Source organism: Streptomyces sp. NPDC093221 (assembly GCF_044753885.1).
Lineage (GTDB): Bacteria > Actinomycetota > Actinomycetes > Streptomycetales > Streptomycetaceae > Actinacidiphila.
Genome location: NZ_JBIVOA010000001.1, coordinates 1,346,240 through 1,359,659, shown reverse-complemented (window position 1 = coordinate 1,359,659; position 13,420 = coordinate 1,346,240). Strand labels below are relative to the sequence as shown.

The window sequence follows — 13,420 nt, the reverse complement described above, 5'->3', positions numbered from 1 at the left end:
TCACCGCACGGAGGGATTCCCTGTGCCGCCCACCCGTGTGCCGCCCACCCGAGTGCCCCCCGCGCGCCGACGTCCGCCGATCCGCTGGAGCACCCGGATCATCGGCGGCCTGGCCCTGCTGATCATCACCGCGAGCGGGGTGGGCCACGCCGTACTGAACGGGGTCAGCGGCGCGATCGACCGGGTGGACGCCTTCGGCGGGATGGAGGGGCGTCCCGACGGGTCCAAGGGCACCAACTTCCTGCTGGTCGGCACGGACGGCCGCGACGGCCTGGACCCGGCGACGAGGAAGGCGTACCACCTGGGCGGCGCGCCCTGTCACTGCACCGACACGATCATGCTGGTGCACCTGTCGGAGGACCGTTCGCACGCGAGCATCGTGAGCATCCCGCGCGATACGTACGTACGTCTGCCGGACCAGCCGTCGGCGGACGCGTCGTCCCCCGGGTCCCCTCCGGCGAGCGCGTCACCGCCCGGCACGCCGTCCGCCGCACCCTCGGCCACGCCGTCCGGCACGGCCTCCGGTACGGGGAGTGCCGCGCCCGCCGCCGAGGTCCAGGCGGACACCCACCCGGCGAAGATCAACCAGGCGTACGCGGACGGCGGCCCGAAGCTGACCGTCCGTACCGTCGAGCAGCTCACCGGTGTGCACATCGACCACTACCTGGAGGTCGACTTCACGAGCTTCATGAAGACGGTCGACGTCATCGGCGGCGTCCCGGTCTGCACGACGCGCCCGCTGAAGGACTCCTACACCGGCCTCGACCTGCCGGTCGGCACCACGAAGCTGGACGGCGGACAGGCGCTCCAGTACGTACGCGCCCGGCATCTGGACGCGGCGGCGGATCTGGGGCGGATGCAGCGGCAGCAGCGGTTCGTGGCCCAGGTCATCCACAAGATCACCAGCGGCGGGACGCTGGCCAACCCGCTGGAGCTGAGCCGGGTCGCCTCGACCGTGCTCGGGTCGGTGCGCGCTGACCAGAACCTCAAGGCGGGTGACCTGATCGCGCTCGCGGAGGGCATGAAGGGCCTCACGGCCAGCTCGTCGGAGTTCGGCTCCGTGCCGCTGAGCGACACGGACTACTCCGTCCCGGGCGTCGGCTCCACCGTGAAGTGGGACACCGCCAAGGCCGGGAAGATGTGGGCGGCGATCCGCGCGGACCGGCCGCTGGCGGTGCACCACAAGACGGCCAGGAAGCACAGGGGCGTCAAGGTGGACGTGGACCCCGCGACCATCAGGGTCTCGGTCCAGAACGGCACCGACACCAGCGGGCTGGCCGCCGCCGCGCAGAAGGCGCTGGCCGCCACCGGTTTCTCGACCGTCGGCACCCCCGGGACGTCCGAGCACCCCAGCGCGCGGACCGTGATCCGCTACGACCCCCGTTGGGACCGCTCCGCGCAGTCCCTCGCCACCGCGCTGCCCGGCTCCGAGCTGGTGGCCGTGCCCGGCCAGGGCAAGACGATGAAGGTGGTCCTCGGCTCCGACTACAAGGCGGTCACGCCGGTGACGGCGGACGACGGCGGGGCGTCGGGAACGATGGACTCCGCGCTGACGGGTGACGAGGTCGGGTGCTGACCGGATGAGGTGCCGATCGGACCGGGCGCTGACCGGATGGGGTGCTGATCGGATGGGGTGCTGATCGGACCGGCTGCTCAACCGATCCGCTGCTGACCGGATCGGCTGCTCAACGGCCTGAGGGCCGGACGGCCGGGGGTCTCGGGGTGCGTCCCCGGGGCCCCCGGCCGTCTTTCCGAACCGCTCAGGACAGGCCCTGGTCGTCCAGACCCTCGGCCGCGCGGCGGCGGCGCAGCTCCACGATCGCGCGGCGGCGGGCCAGGCGGTGGGTGCGGCGGATCTGGGCCTCCTGCCAGCGGCGGCGGTCGCGGTCGGTCTCGGGCAGGACGGGCGGTACGTGCCGGGGCTTGCCCTCGACGTCGACCGCGACGAAGACGAGGTAGGCGCTGGCGACCTGCTTGGCGACGCCCGACTCGTTCCAGCGCTCGGCCATGACGCGGACGCCGACCTCCATGGAGGTGCGGCCGGTCCAGTTGACCTGGGCCTTCACGGCGAGGAGGTCACCGACCCTGACCGGTTCGAGGAAGATCATCTCGTCCATCGCGCCGGTGACGGCGGGGCCGCCCGAGTGCCGTCCCGCGACGGCGCCCGCCGCGTCGTCCACCAGCTTCATGACGACGCCGCCGTGGACGGTGCCCAGCAGATTGGTGTCGTGCGCGCTCATGATGTGCGAGAGCGTGATGCGGGACGCCGAGGTCGGCTTGCCCGGGAGCGCCGCGCCGTCGGGAGCGGGGACGTCGGGCGTGGCCAGGGCCTCAGGTGCCCCCAGGGTCTCAGGCGCCGCCAGGGCCTCAGGCGTGGCCGGGGTTTCGGGGGCGGCTGGGCTCTCGGGGACTGCCGGGCTCTCGGGGGTGGGGCGATCGATCATGACAGCAACCTTATGTCCGTTGCGAAACGGTCGCGGCCGGTGGCCGAATGCATCGGGTCTGCTACAGAACCGCCGTGGATTCCCGGTCGTCGCCCGAGGCCGGGCACACTTTCCACCATGAACGGTTGGAGCGATGACACCGAGCAGCGCCGCGGCGCCGAGCCGCCGCTGCCCCCTGAACTGTCGCCGCGCCGGGCCGCCGCCGCGGCGGGCGGGGTACCGCCGCAGCCCGTCCGACGTCCCGGCCCCGCGGGGCCCGCGGGCCCCGGCCGAGGCGGCCAGGGCGGAGGCGGCTTCGGCCCGCCCCCGCCCGGCGGGACCGCCACCGGCCCCCGCAGGCCCCGCTGGAGCACCCGCAAGAAGATCGGCATCACGGCGCTCGGTCTGGTCGTGGCGCTGCTGGTGGTGTCCGTCTCCACGTACTTCTGGGCCGACTCCAAGGTGCGCCGCGAGGTCGACCTGAGCAAGGTCGAGGACCGGCCGCCGACGGGCAAGGGCACCAACTATCTGATCGTCGGTTCGGACAGCCGTGAGGGGCTGACCAAGCAGGACGAGAAGGACCTGCACACCGGCGCCGCGGACGGCCAGCGCACCGACTCCATGATGATCCTGCACACCGGCGGCAACGGGACCACCATGATGAGCCTGCCGCGCGACTCGTACGTCACGATCCCGGCCTTCACCGGCCAGAAGTCGGGCAAGCGGTACGCGGCCTCCACGCACAAGCTGAACCGCGCGTACTCCGACGGCGGCCCCGAGCTGCTGACCCGCACCATCGAGTACAACACCGGCCTGCACATCGACCACTACGCGGAGATCGGCTTCTCCGGGTTCGTGAACCTGGTGAACGCGCTCGGCGGTGTCAACATGTGCCTGGACAAGCCGCTGAAGGACAAGGCGTCGGGCGCCGACTTCGCGGCGGGCTGCCAGAAGCTCAACGGCAAGCAGTCGCTGGCCTTCGTCCGGCAGCGGCACCAGGAGGCCGACCAGGACCTCGGCCGGATGCGCAACCAGCAGAAGTTCCTGTCGACGCTGGCCCACCAGGCGGCCTCGCCGACGACGATCCTCAACCCGTTCAAGCTCTACCCGGTGATCGGCTCCGGGCTCGACACGCTCATCGTCGACAAGAAGATGAGCCTGATGAACCTGGCCTCGATGTTCTGGGCCATGAAGGGCGTCACGGGCGGCGACGGCAACTCCGTCACGGTCCCGATCGGCAACGCCAACTACATGACGCCCAATGACGGCGACGCCGTGAAGTGGGACATGACGAAGGCGAAGACGCTCTTCGACGAGCTGAAGAACGACCAGAAGGTGACCGCCACCAAGTAGGTACCGGGCGGGCACCGACGGGACGGCACACACCGAAGGCCCCGGCCCCCGCGGCGAATCGTCGCTGCGGGGGCCGGGGCCTTTGGTGACGGTACGGAGTCTGCTGCCTCGGGGTCTGATCCTCGAAGGTCTGACACCTCGGGCTCAGATCCCTCGGGCTCAGATGCCTCGGGCTGGACGCCTCGGGCTCAGACGGCGGCCGGGGCTCCGGTCACGGCGGGCACCCACTGGTCGAGCTCGGTGCGCCAGTAACGGGCCACGTTCAGCCGGGTCGGCTTGGGCTCACCGGGGAGCTGGAACTTCAGCGAGCTCCACAGGGCGTTCCGCTTGACCTCGGACACCAGGCCCGCGGCCTCGGCGCGCGGTATCGCGGCGACGAGCTCCTTCGGGCGGGAGCTCATGCGGCCCGCCTTGTGGAAGACCACGGCCTGCTCGGTGACCGTGACGAAGTAGTACTTCACGAATGCCTGGGCGATCAGGCCGAGCGAGTTGATCAGCCACGGGCTCGGTCCGGTGACCGTGTGGATCGTGGCGATCGGACGGTCGCTCGGGTTGATCTCCGCGATGGCCTGAGCCACCTGCTCCTGCATCGTGGACTTGCGAATGGCCATAAAGGGTCCCCCTGCTTCAGGTGTGTGGACGATTGCCGCGACGCCGTCGGATGACGACGGCGTCGCAGCGTATCGCCTGCTGCCTGTCAGGTACGCGCAGGGTTTGCATTGATACACGCCGGTGACGAACGAGACCTCAGCGACGCGTAGTTGGCCGGATCGTGACCTTAGTGACGCGCACCGGCCGTACGACGCCGCAGGCCGTAGACGGCGCCGCCGCCGACCACCACGAGCGCGCCGGCGACACCGGCGATCATGCCCGTGTTGCTGCCGCCACCGGTCTCGGCCAGGTCGGTGGTGCCACCGGCCGCGGGCGAGGGAGCGTTGGTGTCGTCAACCGCCGCCGCGCCGCTGGTGCTCGGCGTCGCGGTGGGGGTGTCGGACGGGGCCGTCGACGGCGTTTCGGTCGCCGGCGTGGTCGGCGTGTCCGACGGAGTGCCGGTGGCCGGCGTGGTCGGCGTGTCGGTCGCGGGCGTGGTCGGGGTGTCGACCTTGCACGCGGTCTCCGGCGTCTTCACGTCCGTGGTGCCGACCTTCTGGCCGGAAGCCTTCACGACGGTGACCGTGTACGTCGTGGACGGCGACCAGTCGACCGGGAAGTTGACGGTGACGCCCTGACGCGTCCCGGTCAGGTTCTCCTGGTGACCGACCTCGGTCTGCCCCTGCGACACGGTGATGTTCACCAGCGTGTGGGAGTAGTCCTTGTTGGTGACGTCGATCGAGCCCTTGCCGTTGTCGCACGAGGCTTGGGCGGAGAACTCGGAGATGCTGCAAGCGAACGCGTTGCCTGCAACGCCCAGCGCGAGCGCGGCTGCGGCGGAGGCAACGCCGATGGTACGCACCGCGATTGCGGTACGGCGGGATATGGACACGTCTTCCCTTCACGGGATCGGATCACAAGCGCGGAAAGGGCACACAAGGGGCGGGATCGAACTCCCGCGCCATCTGTGGCCCTCAAACCTCTACAAGCCGCCGCGTCCGCTTGTCAATTGATCGCAAACCGCCCGCTAAACGGCGCCGGGTGACGATCCCCCCCGCCCGAACCACCGGACTACACCGGATAGTCGGACATAGCGATCTTCCCCCGATCGTTGTACTGAACCCCCCGAACCGCCCTCCCCCGTCACCCACTTCACCCCCGTCACCCGCCTATCACCACCCCCCGCCCTAGGGGAGGTTTCGCGCCATCACGATGCGCTGGACCTGGTTGGTGCCCTCGTAGATTTGGGTGATTTTGGCGTCGCGCATCATGCGCTCGACGGGGTAGTCGCGGGTGTAGCCGTAGCCGCCGAGGAGTTGGACGGCGTCGGTGGTGATGTCCATGGCGACGTCGGAGGCGTAGCACTTGGCGGCGGCGCCGAAGAAGGTGAGGTCTTCCTCTTTGCCGCCGGCCGAGACGCGTTCTGACCTGGCGGCGGCGGCGTAGGTGAGCTGGCGGGCGGCTTCGAGCTTCATGGCCATGTCGGCGAGCATGAACTGGATGCCCTGGAATTCGGCGATGGCCTTGCCGAACTGCTGGCGCTCCTTGACGTAGCCCTTGGCGTAGTCGAGGGCGCCCTGGGCGATGCCGATGGCCTGGGCGGCGATGGTGACGCGGGTGTGGTCGAGGGTCCTCATCGCGGTGGCGAAGCCGGTGCCCTCGGCGCCGATCATGCGGTCGGCGGGGATGCGGACGTTGTCGAAGTAGACCTCGCGGGTTGGGGAGCCCTTGATGCCGAGCTTCTTCTCGGGGGCGCCGAAGGAGACGCCCTCGTCGCCCTTCTCGACCACGAACGCGGAGATGCCCTTGGAGCGCTTGTCGGGGTCGGTGACGGCCATGACCGTGTAGAACTCGGAGACGCCCGCGTTGGTGATCCAGCGCTTGACGCCGTTGAGGACGAAGGTGTCGCCGTCGCGTACCGCGCGGGTCTTCATGCCCGCCGCGTCCGAGCCGGCCTCGGGCTCGGACAGCGCGTACGAGAACATGCCCTCCTTGCGCGCCAGGGCGCCGAGGTACCTCGTCTTCAGCTCCTCGGAGCCGGAGAGCTGTACGGGCAGCGAGCCGAGCTTGTTGACCGCGGGGATGAGGGAGGAGGAGGCGCAGACCCGCGCCACCTCCTCGATCACGATGACCGTGGACAGCGCGTCCGCGCCCGGGCCGTCGTACGCCTCGGGGACGTGGATCGCGTGCAGGTCGTTGGCCTCCAGCGCGTCACGGGCCTCCTGCGGGAAGCGGCCGTGCTCGTCCACCTCGGCCGCGAACGGCGCGATCTTCGCCTCCGCGAGGGAGCGGACCGCGTCCCGGAGCATGTCGTGCTCCTCGGACGTACGGAAAAGGTCGAAGTCGGAGGATCCGGCCAAGGTGTCTCACTCCCCGAGTGCAGCGCTAACTACCGTTAAGTAACCCAATGATCCTAGGCCCGCGCCCGCGGCGCCACCTACGTGACGTTCATGACACCCGCGGAACACCGCACGACGCCCTCCGACGCCCCGCAACGCCTCACGACACCTTGTCGCCGAGCCGGTCGACGGTGTTGTTCGCGAGGTAGTCGCTCATCGTGTCGTTGCGGAGCGCCTGCCACAGCTCGGAGGAGCCGTTGGCGTCCAGCAGCACCACGGACTGCTTCTTGATGGTGTCGAAGCCGGAGATCGGCGCGTTCATGAACACCATGTCCGAGGAGCGCACATCGCGCATGTTCCACACCAGGTCGCGCAGATCGCCATTGGACAGCCTGTCGTCCACGCTCACCACGGACGTCACCTGGTCCAGGGTCCGCTTCAGCTTGAGCGGATTGGAGAAGGTGCCGCCGGAGAGCATCTTGGACAGCACGGCCCGCAGGAAATTCTGCTGCCGGTGCGTACGGTCCAGGTCGCCGCGCGGCAGGCCGTAGCGCTCGCGCACGTAGTCGAGGGCGTCGTCGCCGTTCATGTGGTGGGGGCCGGCCGTCCAGACCCCGCCGGGGCCGTTGCGGCGGTCGACCGTCTTGTCGACGGTGATGTCCACGCCGCCGACCGCGTTGGTCAGATTCTTGAAGCCGCTCCAGTCGATCACCGCGAGGTGGTCGACCTTCACCTTGGTGAGCCGCTGCACGGTGTCGATCAGCAGCGGCGGGCCGCCCCAGGAGAAGGCCGCGTTCAGCTTCGCCTGGCCGTGGCCGGGGATGCTCACCCAGGAGTCGCGCGGCAGCGAGACGACGTACGCGTGTTTGTGGTCGGCGGGCAGGTGCACGAGCATCATCGTGTCGCTGCGCTGGGCGCCCGGCTTCCACTCCGGCGCCTTGGCGTTCTTGCCGGTGGTCGGCAGGTCTGACCTGGCGTCCAGGCCGACCAGCAGGAAGGTCTGGCTGCCGCTCTTGGACGCCTGCGGCTGCGCGGCGGCCGGTACGTCGGTCGGGAAGGCGTTCGGGATGCGCTCGACGCGGCCGGTGTAGTGCTGGAAGGCCCAGTAGGCGGTGCCGACGACCAGCAGCACACCGGTGCAGAGCAGGATCACGGCCGCGTACAGCACGCGGCGGGTACGGCGGCGCCGCCGGGTCTTGCGCGCCGGGCTGTCGGGGCCGTCAGGACCGTCGGGCGCGAGGCCGTCCTCCGCATCCGGCTCAAGTCCCGGCTCCGGCTCCGGCTCGGACCCCCGCTCTGACCCCGGCTCGCGCTTGACGGCCGATATCCGCCCCGGTATCCGCCCCGGTATCCCCTCCGGTTCCGGCGACCGCCCCTCGTCCGGCCCCCGGTCCCGCCGCTGATCCGGCGTCGTCACGTCCGTTCCGGTCGGGACCGTCCCCTCGTCCGTCCCGCCGCCTCTGCCGCTCGCGTCACCCACGATTGCACCCCACCCCTCGACCCACCCCTTGGATATCTGCACGCATTGTGGACCCCCGGCCCCCCGACCACCCACTATTTGGTCCGCGCGGTCCCTACTATGCTCTGCGCATGCCTCTGAAGCTCACCGTCATCGGCACCGGTTATCTCGGCGCCACCCATGCCGCCGCGATGGCCGAGCTCGGTTTCGAAGTGCTCGGCCTCGACATCGTGCCGAGCAAGATCGAGATGCTGTCGCAGGGGCGCGTCCCCATGTACGAGCCGGGCCTGGAGGAACTGCTCGCGAGACATGTGGCCGGGATCGAGGGCTCCAGCGGGCGGCTGCGCTTCACCACCTCCTGGGAGGAGGTCGCCGAGTTCGGCGACGTCCACTTCGTCTGCGTGAACACCCCGCAGAAGCACGGCGAGTACGCCTGCGACATGAGCTACGTGGAGAACGCCTTCTCCTCGCTGGCCCCGCATCTGCGGCGCCCCGCGCTGGTGGTCGGCAAGTCCACCGTGCCGGTGGGCAGCGCGGCCGGACTGGCGGAGCGGCTGCGCGAGACGGCCCCGGCGGGCGCGGACGCGGAGCTGGCGTGGAACCCGGAGTTCCTGCGCGAGGGCTTCGCGGTGCAGGACACGCTCCACCCGGACCGGATCGTGATCGGCGTGACCAGCGAGCGCGCCGAGTCACTCCTTCGGGAGGTTTACGCCGGACCGCTCGCAGAAGGCACGCCGTTCATCGTCACGGACTACCCGACGGCCGAACTCGTCAAGACCGCGGCCAACGCCTTCCTCGCCACCAAGATCTCCTTCATCAACGCCATGGCCGAGGTCAGCGAGGCGGCGGGCGGCGATGTCGCCAAGCTCGCCGAGGCGATCGGGCACGACGACCGGATCGGCCACAAATTCCTCAGGGCCGGGATCGGCTTCGGCGGCGGCTGTCTGCCCAAGGACATCCGCGCGTTCATGGCGCGCGCCGGTGAGCTGGGCGCCGACCAGGCGCTGACGTTCCTGCGCGAGGTCGACTCCATCAATATGCGGCGCCGCACCAGCATGGTGGAGATGGCCCGCGAGGCGGTCGGCGGGAGCCTGCTCGGCCGCCGGATCGCCGTGCTGGGCGCCACCTTCAAGCCGGACTCCGACGACGTCCGCGACTCCCCCGCCCTCAATGTGGCGGGCCAGATACACCTCCAGGGCGGCCAGGTCACGGTCTACGACCCGAAGGGCATGGAGAACGCCAAGCGGCTCTTCCCGACCCTGCGTTACGCCCCCACGCCGCTGGACGCCGTCCGCGGCGCCGACCTCGTACTGCACCTGACCGAGTGGCGGGAATTCCGCGAGCTGGACACCGCCGCCCTCGCCGACGTGGCCCGCGAACGGCACATCCTCGACGGCCGCAACGCGCTCGACCCCGCGGTCTGGCGCAAGGCCGGCTGGACCTACCGCGCGATGGGCCGCCCCTCCGCGTAACCGACGACACCCGCGGGGCCCGTACGCGACACCACCGCGTACGGGCCCTCGTGCGTGCGCACGTGCCTCGTACGTGCGCACGTCACTGACCGGCAGCACGGGCCGCCGTACGGGCCGCCGTACCGGAAGGGGACGGCCGGGCGTCACGCGCCTCAGCGCGTACGGCTGCGGTACGCCCGCATCTTGGCGCGGCTGCCGCAGATCGCCATCGTGCACCAGCGGCTGCGGCCCGAGGGGCTGCGGTCGTAGTAGACCCACCGGCAGGTGTCGGCCGCGCACGCCTTGAGGCGGGGCCAGGTGCCGTCCGCGACGGCCGAGACGACGGCGGCGGCGACGCGGGCGGTGAGGGCCGGGGGTCCGGTCAGGCCGGGGGCGGGGCGTACGGCGGCGGCGCCCTCGGTATCGACGGTCAGACGCAGCGGCGCGCGGGACAGCAGGCGTTCCAGCGCCTCCAGGGTGGCGGGCGGTACGTCGACGCCCGCGTGGGCCTGGCAGACGTCGCGCAGCGCCTCGCGCAGGACCAGGACGTCGGCGAGCCCTCCAGGGCCGAAGCCGGGCCCCTCGATGCCGCGCTCCCCCGCCCAGGCGGCCAGCTCCGCCGGGGTGCGCAGCGCGTCGTCGCCGCTCTCCAGGTCGACGGTGTTGACCAGGTCCTGGACCAGCCGCAGCGGTCCAGGCGCGGGACTGCGTTCTCCGGGCTGCTCCACCCTTGAAACGTTACCGCCACTCCGCCATGATGAAGTAACCGTTACCGGCTGAGACCGCTGTACTGGTAACCGCTGTACTGGTCACCGCTGTCCGGTGACCACGGCACCGGCCGGTGGCACGGCAGCCCACCACGAGAGGAATCCGTCATGATCGGCACCTTGGGCGCGGTCGTCCTGGACTGTCCCGACCCGCGCGCGCTGGCCGCCTTCTACGCCGAACTGGTCGGCGGCACGGTCGACGCGTCGGAGGACGACTGGGTCGACCTCAACCGCGAGGACGGCCAGCGCCTGTCCTTCCAGCTCGCCCCGGCGCACCGGGCGCCCCGCTGGCCCGACCCCGAGCGCCCCCAGCAGTTCCACCTCGACATCGCCGTGGAGCGCGCCGCGATGGACAGCGCGGAGAAGCAGGTGCTCGCGCTGGGCGCGACGCTCCTGGAGGGCGACCTGGACGGCGCGCGCAACTGGCGCGTGTACGCGGACCCCGCCGGGCACCCGTTCTGCCTCTGCGCCTGCTGAACGGCCGCCGTCCCCCGGCGGCCCCGCCGCCGTCGCCCCGCGGTCACCGCTCCGCCCCCTGGTCATCGGCCGTCCGACGCCCGGCCGTATTCCGGCCGTCGCATCCTGCTCGCGGTACTACGATCCGGTAGGCGCGTGACTGGCGGGGACGACCGAGAGCGGTGGCCATGCTCCGAACTCCACTGCGGCTGCGGGCATCCCTGCGACGACCACCGGGGGAAGCCGCACCACTGGAGCTGCGAGAACGAATACGTCAGGGGGACGAGGGGCGGGAAGAGGGGGACGCCGGGGAAGCGGCCGGGCGACCGGCCCGCAGGCGTACGCGGGTGCCGTGGCGCACCCTCGCCGGGCTCATACCCGTGCTGCTCGTCGGCGGCTGGGTGTCGCAGCACTGGTCGCTGATCGAGACCGGCTGCCGTGACCTGCTGGCCGCCAACCGAGGCTGGCTGCTGGCCGCGCTCGCGGCGACCGGCCTCGGCTGGGTCGCCAACGCCGTGGCCCGGCAGGGCACGGTGCTCGAACCGCTGCCGCCCGCCCGCCTGTTGGCCACGCAGTTCGCCGCGTCGGCCGCGGGACAGCTCGCCCCCGCCGGGATCGGCGCGAGCGCGGTCAATCTGCGCTTCCTGCGCACCCAGGGGCTTCCGCTGCTCCGCTCGTCGGCCGCCCTCGCGCTGTACTCGCTGGCGGAATCCGTCGGCCGGGTGACGCTGCTGCTGGTGCTGCTCGCGCTCTTCCCGCACGCGCTGCACCTGCGCGGCCTGCTGCCCGACGGCAACGCGCTGCTGCTCCTCGGGCTGCTGGCCGTTCTCGTGCTCGGCGCGGCGGCGCTCGCGCTGGCGCTGCTCCGGCCGCTGCGCCGTACGATCCGCGACTTCCTGGCGGCGGCACTCACCGACGCCCGTACGCTGCACACCCGGCCGTCCCGCGCGCTCGCGCTGTGGGGCGGCTCGCTGGCCTTCCCCGCGCTCCAGGCCGCCGGTCTCGCCGCGGTCACGCTCGCGCTGGGGATACCGGTCTCCGCCGCGCACGTCGCGCTCGCGTATCTGCTCGCCACGTGTCTGGCGGCGGCCGTGCCGACGCCCGGCGGGATCGGGTCGGTCGACGCGGCGCTCGCCCTGGCCCTGGTGGCGGCGGGCGCCTCGACGACCGCCGCCGCCTCCGCCGTGCTCGGCTACCGCATCGTCACGGTCTGGCTGCCGCTGGTGCCCGCCGCGCTGACGCTGGGCGCGCTGGTGCGGCGCAAGGTGCTCTGAGCGGGCGTTTTCGGGTCCACGGGGTCAGGCGCGCGGGCCGTCCAGGGCCGCGATCGTCGCCGTCGAGGGGCCGCGCCGGGCGCGGATCGCCGCGGCGGCCGACTCGGCCTCGCGCAGCACCCGTACCGCGTTCTGCCAGGTCAGCTTGGCGATGTCCGGGTCGGACCAGCCGCGGGTGAGCAGTTCGGCGATCAGGTGCGGGTAGCCGGAGACGTCGGCGAGGCCGTCGGGGGTGAAGGCCGTGCCGTCGTAGTCGCCGCCGATGCCGATGTGGTCGACGCCCGCGACGGCCCGCATGTGGTCGAGGTGGTCGGCGACGGTGGCCGCGGTGGCGACCGGGCGCGGGTGGGCGGCCTCGTACGCGCGCTGCACGGCCATGCCGTCCGGGGTGGTGTCGAGGTGGTGCAGGCCGTGGGCGCGCATGTTCTCGTCGGCCGCCGCGGTCCACTCGATGGCGGCGGGCAGGATGAACTTGGGCACGAAGGTCGCCATCGCGACACCGCCGTTGGCGGGCAACGCGGCCAGGACGTCGTCGGGGATGTTGCGCACGTGGTCGCAGACGGCGCGGGACGAGGAGTGCGAGAAGAGCACCGGGGCCTCGGCGACCCGCAGCGCGGCGCGCATGGTGTCGGGCGAGACGTGGGAGAGGTCCACCAGCATCCCGAGCCGGTTCATCTCGCGCACGACCTCCTCGCCGAAGGCGGTGAGACCGCCCGCGACGGGCTTGTCGGTCGCCGAGTCCGCCCACGGGGTGTTGTCGTTGTGCGTGAGCGTCATGTAGCGGACGCCGAGGTCGTACAGGCCGCGCAGCGTCCCCAGCGAGCAGTCGATGGAATGGCCGCCCTCGGCGCCCATCAGGGAGGCGATCCTGCCCTCGGAACGGGCGGTCTCCATGTCGTCGGCGGTCAGCGCGAGCCGCAGGTCGGCCGAGTAGCGGTCGGCCAACCGCCGTACGACGTCGATCTGTTCGAGCGTCGCGGTGACGGCCTCGCCGCCGGTCAGCTCCACCGACACGTACACCGACCAGAACTGCGCGCCGACGCCGCCCGCCCGCAGCCGCGGGATGTCGGTGTGCAGCCGGTCGCTCTGGTCGGCGGCGATGTCGAGCCGGTCGAGGTCGTACGCCACCTGCTCGCGCAGGGCCCACGGCAGGTCGTTGTGCCCGTCCACCACGGGGTGGGCGGCGAGCAGTTCGCGGGCGTGCGTCAGGTGGTCCACGTCGTACCTCCGGGTGGGGAGCGGGTGTTGGCGTCGGCGGCCGGGAGCCGAGGGCGGCGCGCCTTGCGGGGCTACGGGCCTACGGGCTT

Annotated in this window: 12 protein-coding genes; 5 read left to right on the top strand and 7 right to left on the bottom strand. The window is 71.5% G+C overall.

Features of this window, described 5'->3' with window-relative positions; all coding sequences use genetic code 11:
• Positions 1-22 precede the first annotated feature (22 nt).
• A complete protein-coding gene (locus ACIQCJ_RS06070) occupies positions 23-1,576 on the top strand; it encodes an LCP family protein (protein WP_402710813.1) in 1,554 nt (517 codons plus the stop codon).
• 184 nt (positions 1,577-1,760) lie between these two features.
• Here the strand turns inward: ACIQCJ_RS06070 and ACIQCJ_RS06065 are convergent, their stop codons facing one another.
• A complete protein-coding gene (locus ACIQCJ_RS06065) occupies positions 1,761-2,240 on the bottom strand; it encodes an acyl-CoA thioesterase (protein ID WP_355350051.1) in 480 nt (159 codons plus the stop codon).
• Between the two features lie 321 nt (positions 2,241-2,561).
• Here ACIQCJ_RS06065 and ACIQCJ_RS06060 point away from each other — a divergent pair, with 321 nt between their 5' ends.
• Complete coding sequence (locus ACIQCJ_RS06060) at positions 2,562-3,776, top strand: LCP family protein (protein WP_355350028.1); 1,215 nt, start codon at positions 2,562-2,564, stop codon at positions 3,774-3,776.
• A gap of 188 nt (positions 3,777-3,964) precedes the next feature.
• On the opposite strand, the gene ACIQCJ_RS06055 is transcribed toward ACIQCJ_RS06060, so the two are convergent.
• From ACIQCJ_RS06055 to ACIQCJ_RS06040, 4 genes are all read right to left on the bottom strand, one after another.
• A complete protein-coding gene (locus ACIQCJ_RS06055) occupies positions 3,965-4,387 on the bottom strand; it encodes a hypothetical protein (protein WP_355350031.1) in 423 nt (140 codons plus the stop codon).
• 167 nt (positions 4,388-4,554) lie between these two features.
• A complete protein-coding gene (locus ACIQCJ_RS06050; RefSeq protein ID WP_391051520.1) occupies positions 4,555-5,259 on the bottom strand; it encodes an LAETG motif-containing sortase-dependent surface protein in 705 nt (234 codons plus the stop codon).
• Between the two features lie 295 nt (positions 5,260-5,554).
• Complete coding sequence (locus ACIQCJ_RS06045; protein WP_391051522.1) at positions 5,555-6,727, bottom strand: acyl-CoA dehydrogenase family protein; 1,173 nt, start codon at positions 6,725-6,727, stop codon at positions 5,555-5,557.
• Between the two features lie 139 nt (positions 6,728-6,866).
• Positions 6,867-8,123: an LCP family protein gene (locus ACIQCJ_RS06040; protein WP_402710812.1), complete on the bottom strand. Its 1,257-nt coding sequence runs from the start codon at positions 8,121-8,123 to the stop codon at positions 6,867-6,869.
• A gap of 173 nt (positions 8,124-8,296) precedes the next feature.
• On the opposite strand from ACIQCJ_RS06040, the gene ACIQCJ_RS06035 reads away from it, so the two are divergent.
• Entirely contained in the window at positions 8,297-9,637 is a 1,341-nt protein-coding gene (locus ACIQCJ_RS06035) for a UDP-glucose/GDP-mannose dehydrogenase family protein (protein ID WP_355350043.1), read from the top strand.
• 152 nt (positions 9,638-9,789) lie between these two features.
• Here ACIQCJ_RS06035 and ACIQCJ_RS06030 read toward each other — a convergent pair whose 3' ends face one another.
• Positions 9,790-10,344, bottom strand: a complete 555-nt coding sequence (locus ACIQCJ_RS06030; protein ID WP_391051526.1) for a CGNR zinc finger domain-containing protein — start codon at positions 10,342-10,344, stop codon at positions 9,790-9,792.
• Between the two features lie 147 nt (positions 10,345-10,491).
• Here ACIQCJ_RS06030 and ACIQCJ_RS06025 point away from each other — a divergent pair, with 147 nt between their 5' ends.
• Positions 10,492-10,860, top strand: coding sequence for a VOC family protein (locus ACIQCJ_RS06025; protein WP_355347022.1), 369 nt, complete (start codon positions 10,492-10,494; stop codon positions 10,858-10,860).
• Positions 10,861-11,186: 326 nt separating this feature from the next.
• Entirely contained in the window at positions 11,187-12,113 is a 927-nt protein-coding gene (locus ACIQCJ_RS06020; protein ID WP_355347019.1) for a lysylphosphatidylglycerol synthase domain-containing protein, read from the top strand.
• A gap of 24 nt (positions 12,114-12,137) precedes the next feature.
• On the opposite strand, the gene ACIQCJ_RS06015 is transcribed toward ACIQCJ_RS06020, so the two are convergent.
• Positions 12,138-13,331: a dipeptidase gene (locus ACIQCJ_RS06015; RefSeq protein ID WP_402710811.1), complete on the bottom strand. Its 1,194-nt coding sequence runs from the start codon at positions 13,329-13,331 to the stop codon at positions 12,138-12,140.
• Between the last annotated feature and the right edge of the window lie 89 nt (positions 13,332-13,420).

Excerpts from the sequence above, each read along its gene's own strand:
- ACIQCJ_RS06035 (WP_355350043.1), top strand. The coding sequence starts at position 8,297 with ATGCCTCTGAAGCTCACCGTCATCGGCACCGGTTATCTCGGCGCCACC.
- ACIQCJ_RS06065 (WP_355350051.1), bottom strand. The coding sequence starts at position 2,240 with ATGAGCGCGCACGACACCAATCTGCTGGGCACCGTCCACGGCGGCGTC.
- ACIQCJ_RS06055 (WP_355350031.1), bottom strand. The coding sequence starts at position 4,387 with ATGGCCATTCGCAAGTCCACGATGCAGGAGCAGGTGGCTCAGGCCATC.
- ACIQCJ_RS06060 (WP_355350028.1), top strand. The coding sequence starts at position 2,562 with ATGAACGGTTGGAGCGATGACACCGAGCAGCGCCGCGGCGCCGAGCCG.
- ACIQCJ_RS06025 (WP_355347022.1), top strand. The coding sequence starts at position 10,492 with ATGATCGGCACCTTGGGCGCGGTCGTCCTGGACTGTCCCGACCCGCGC.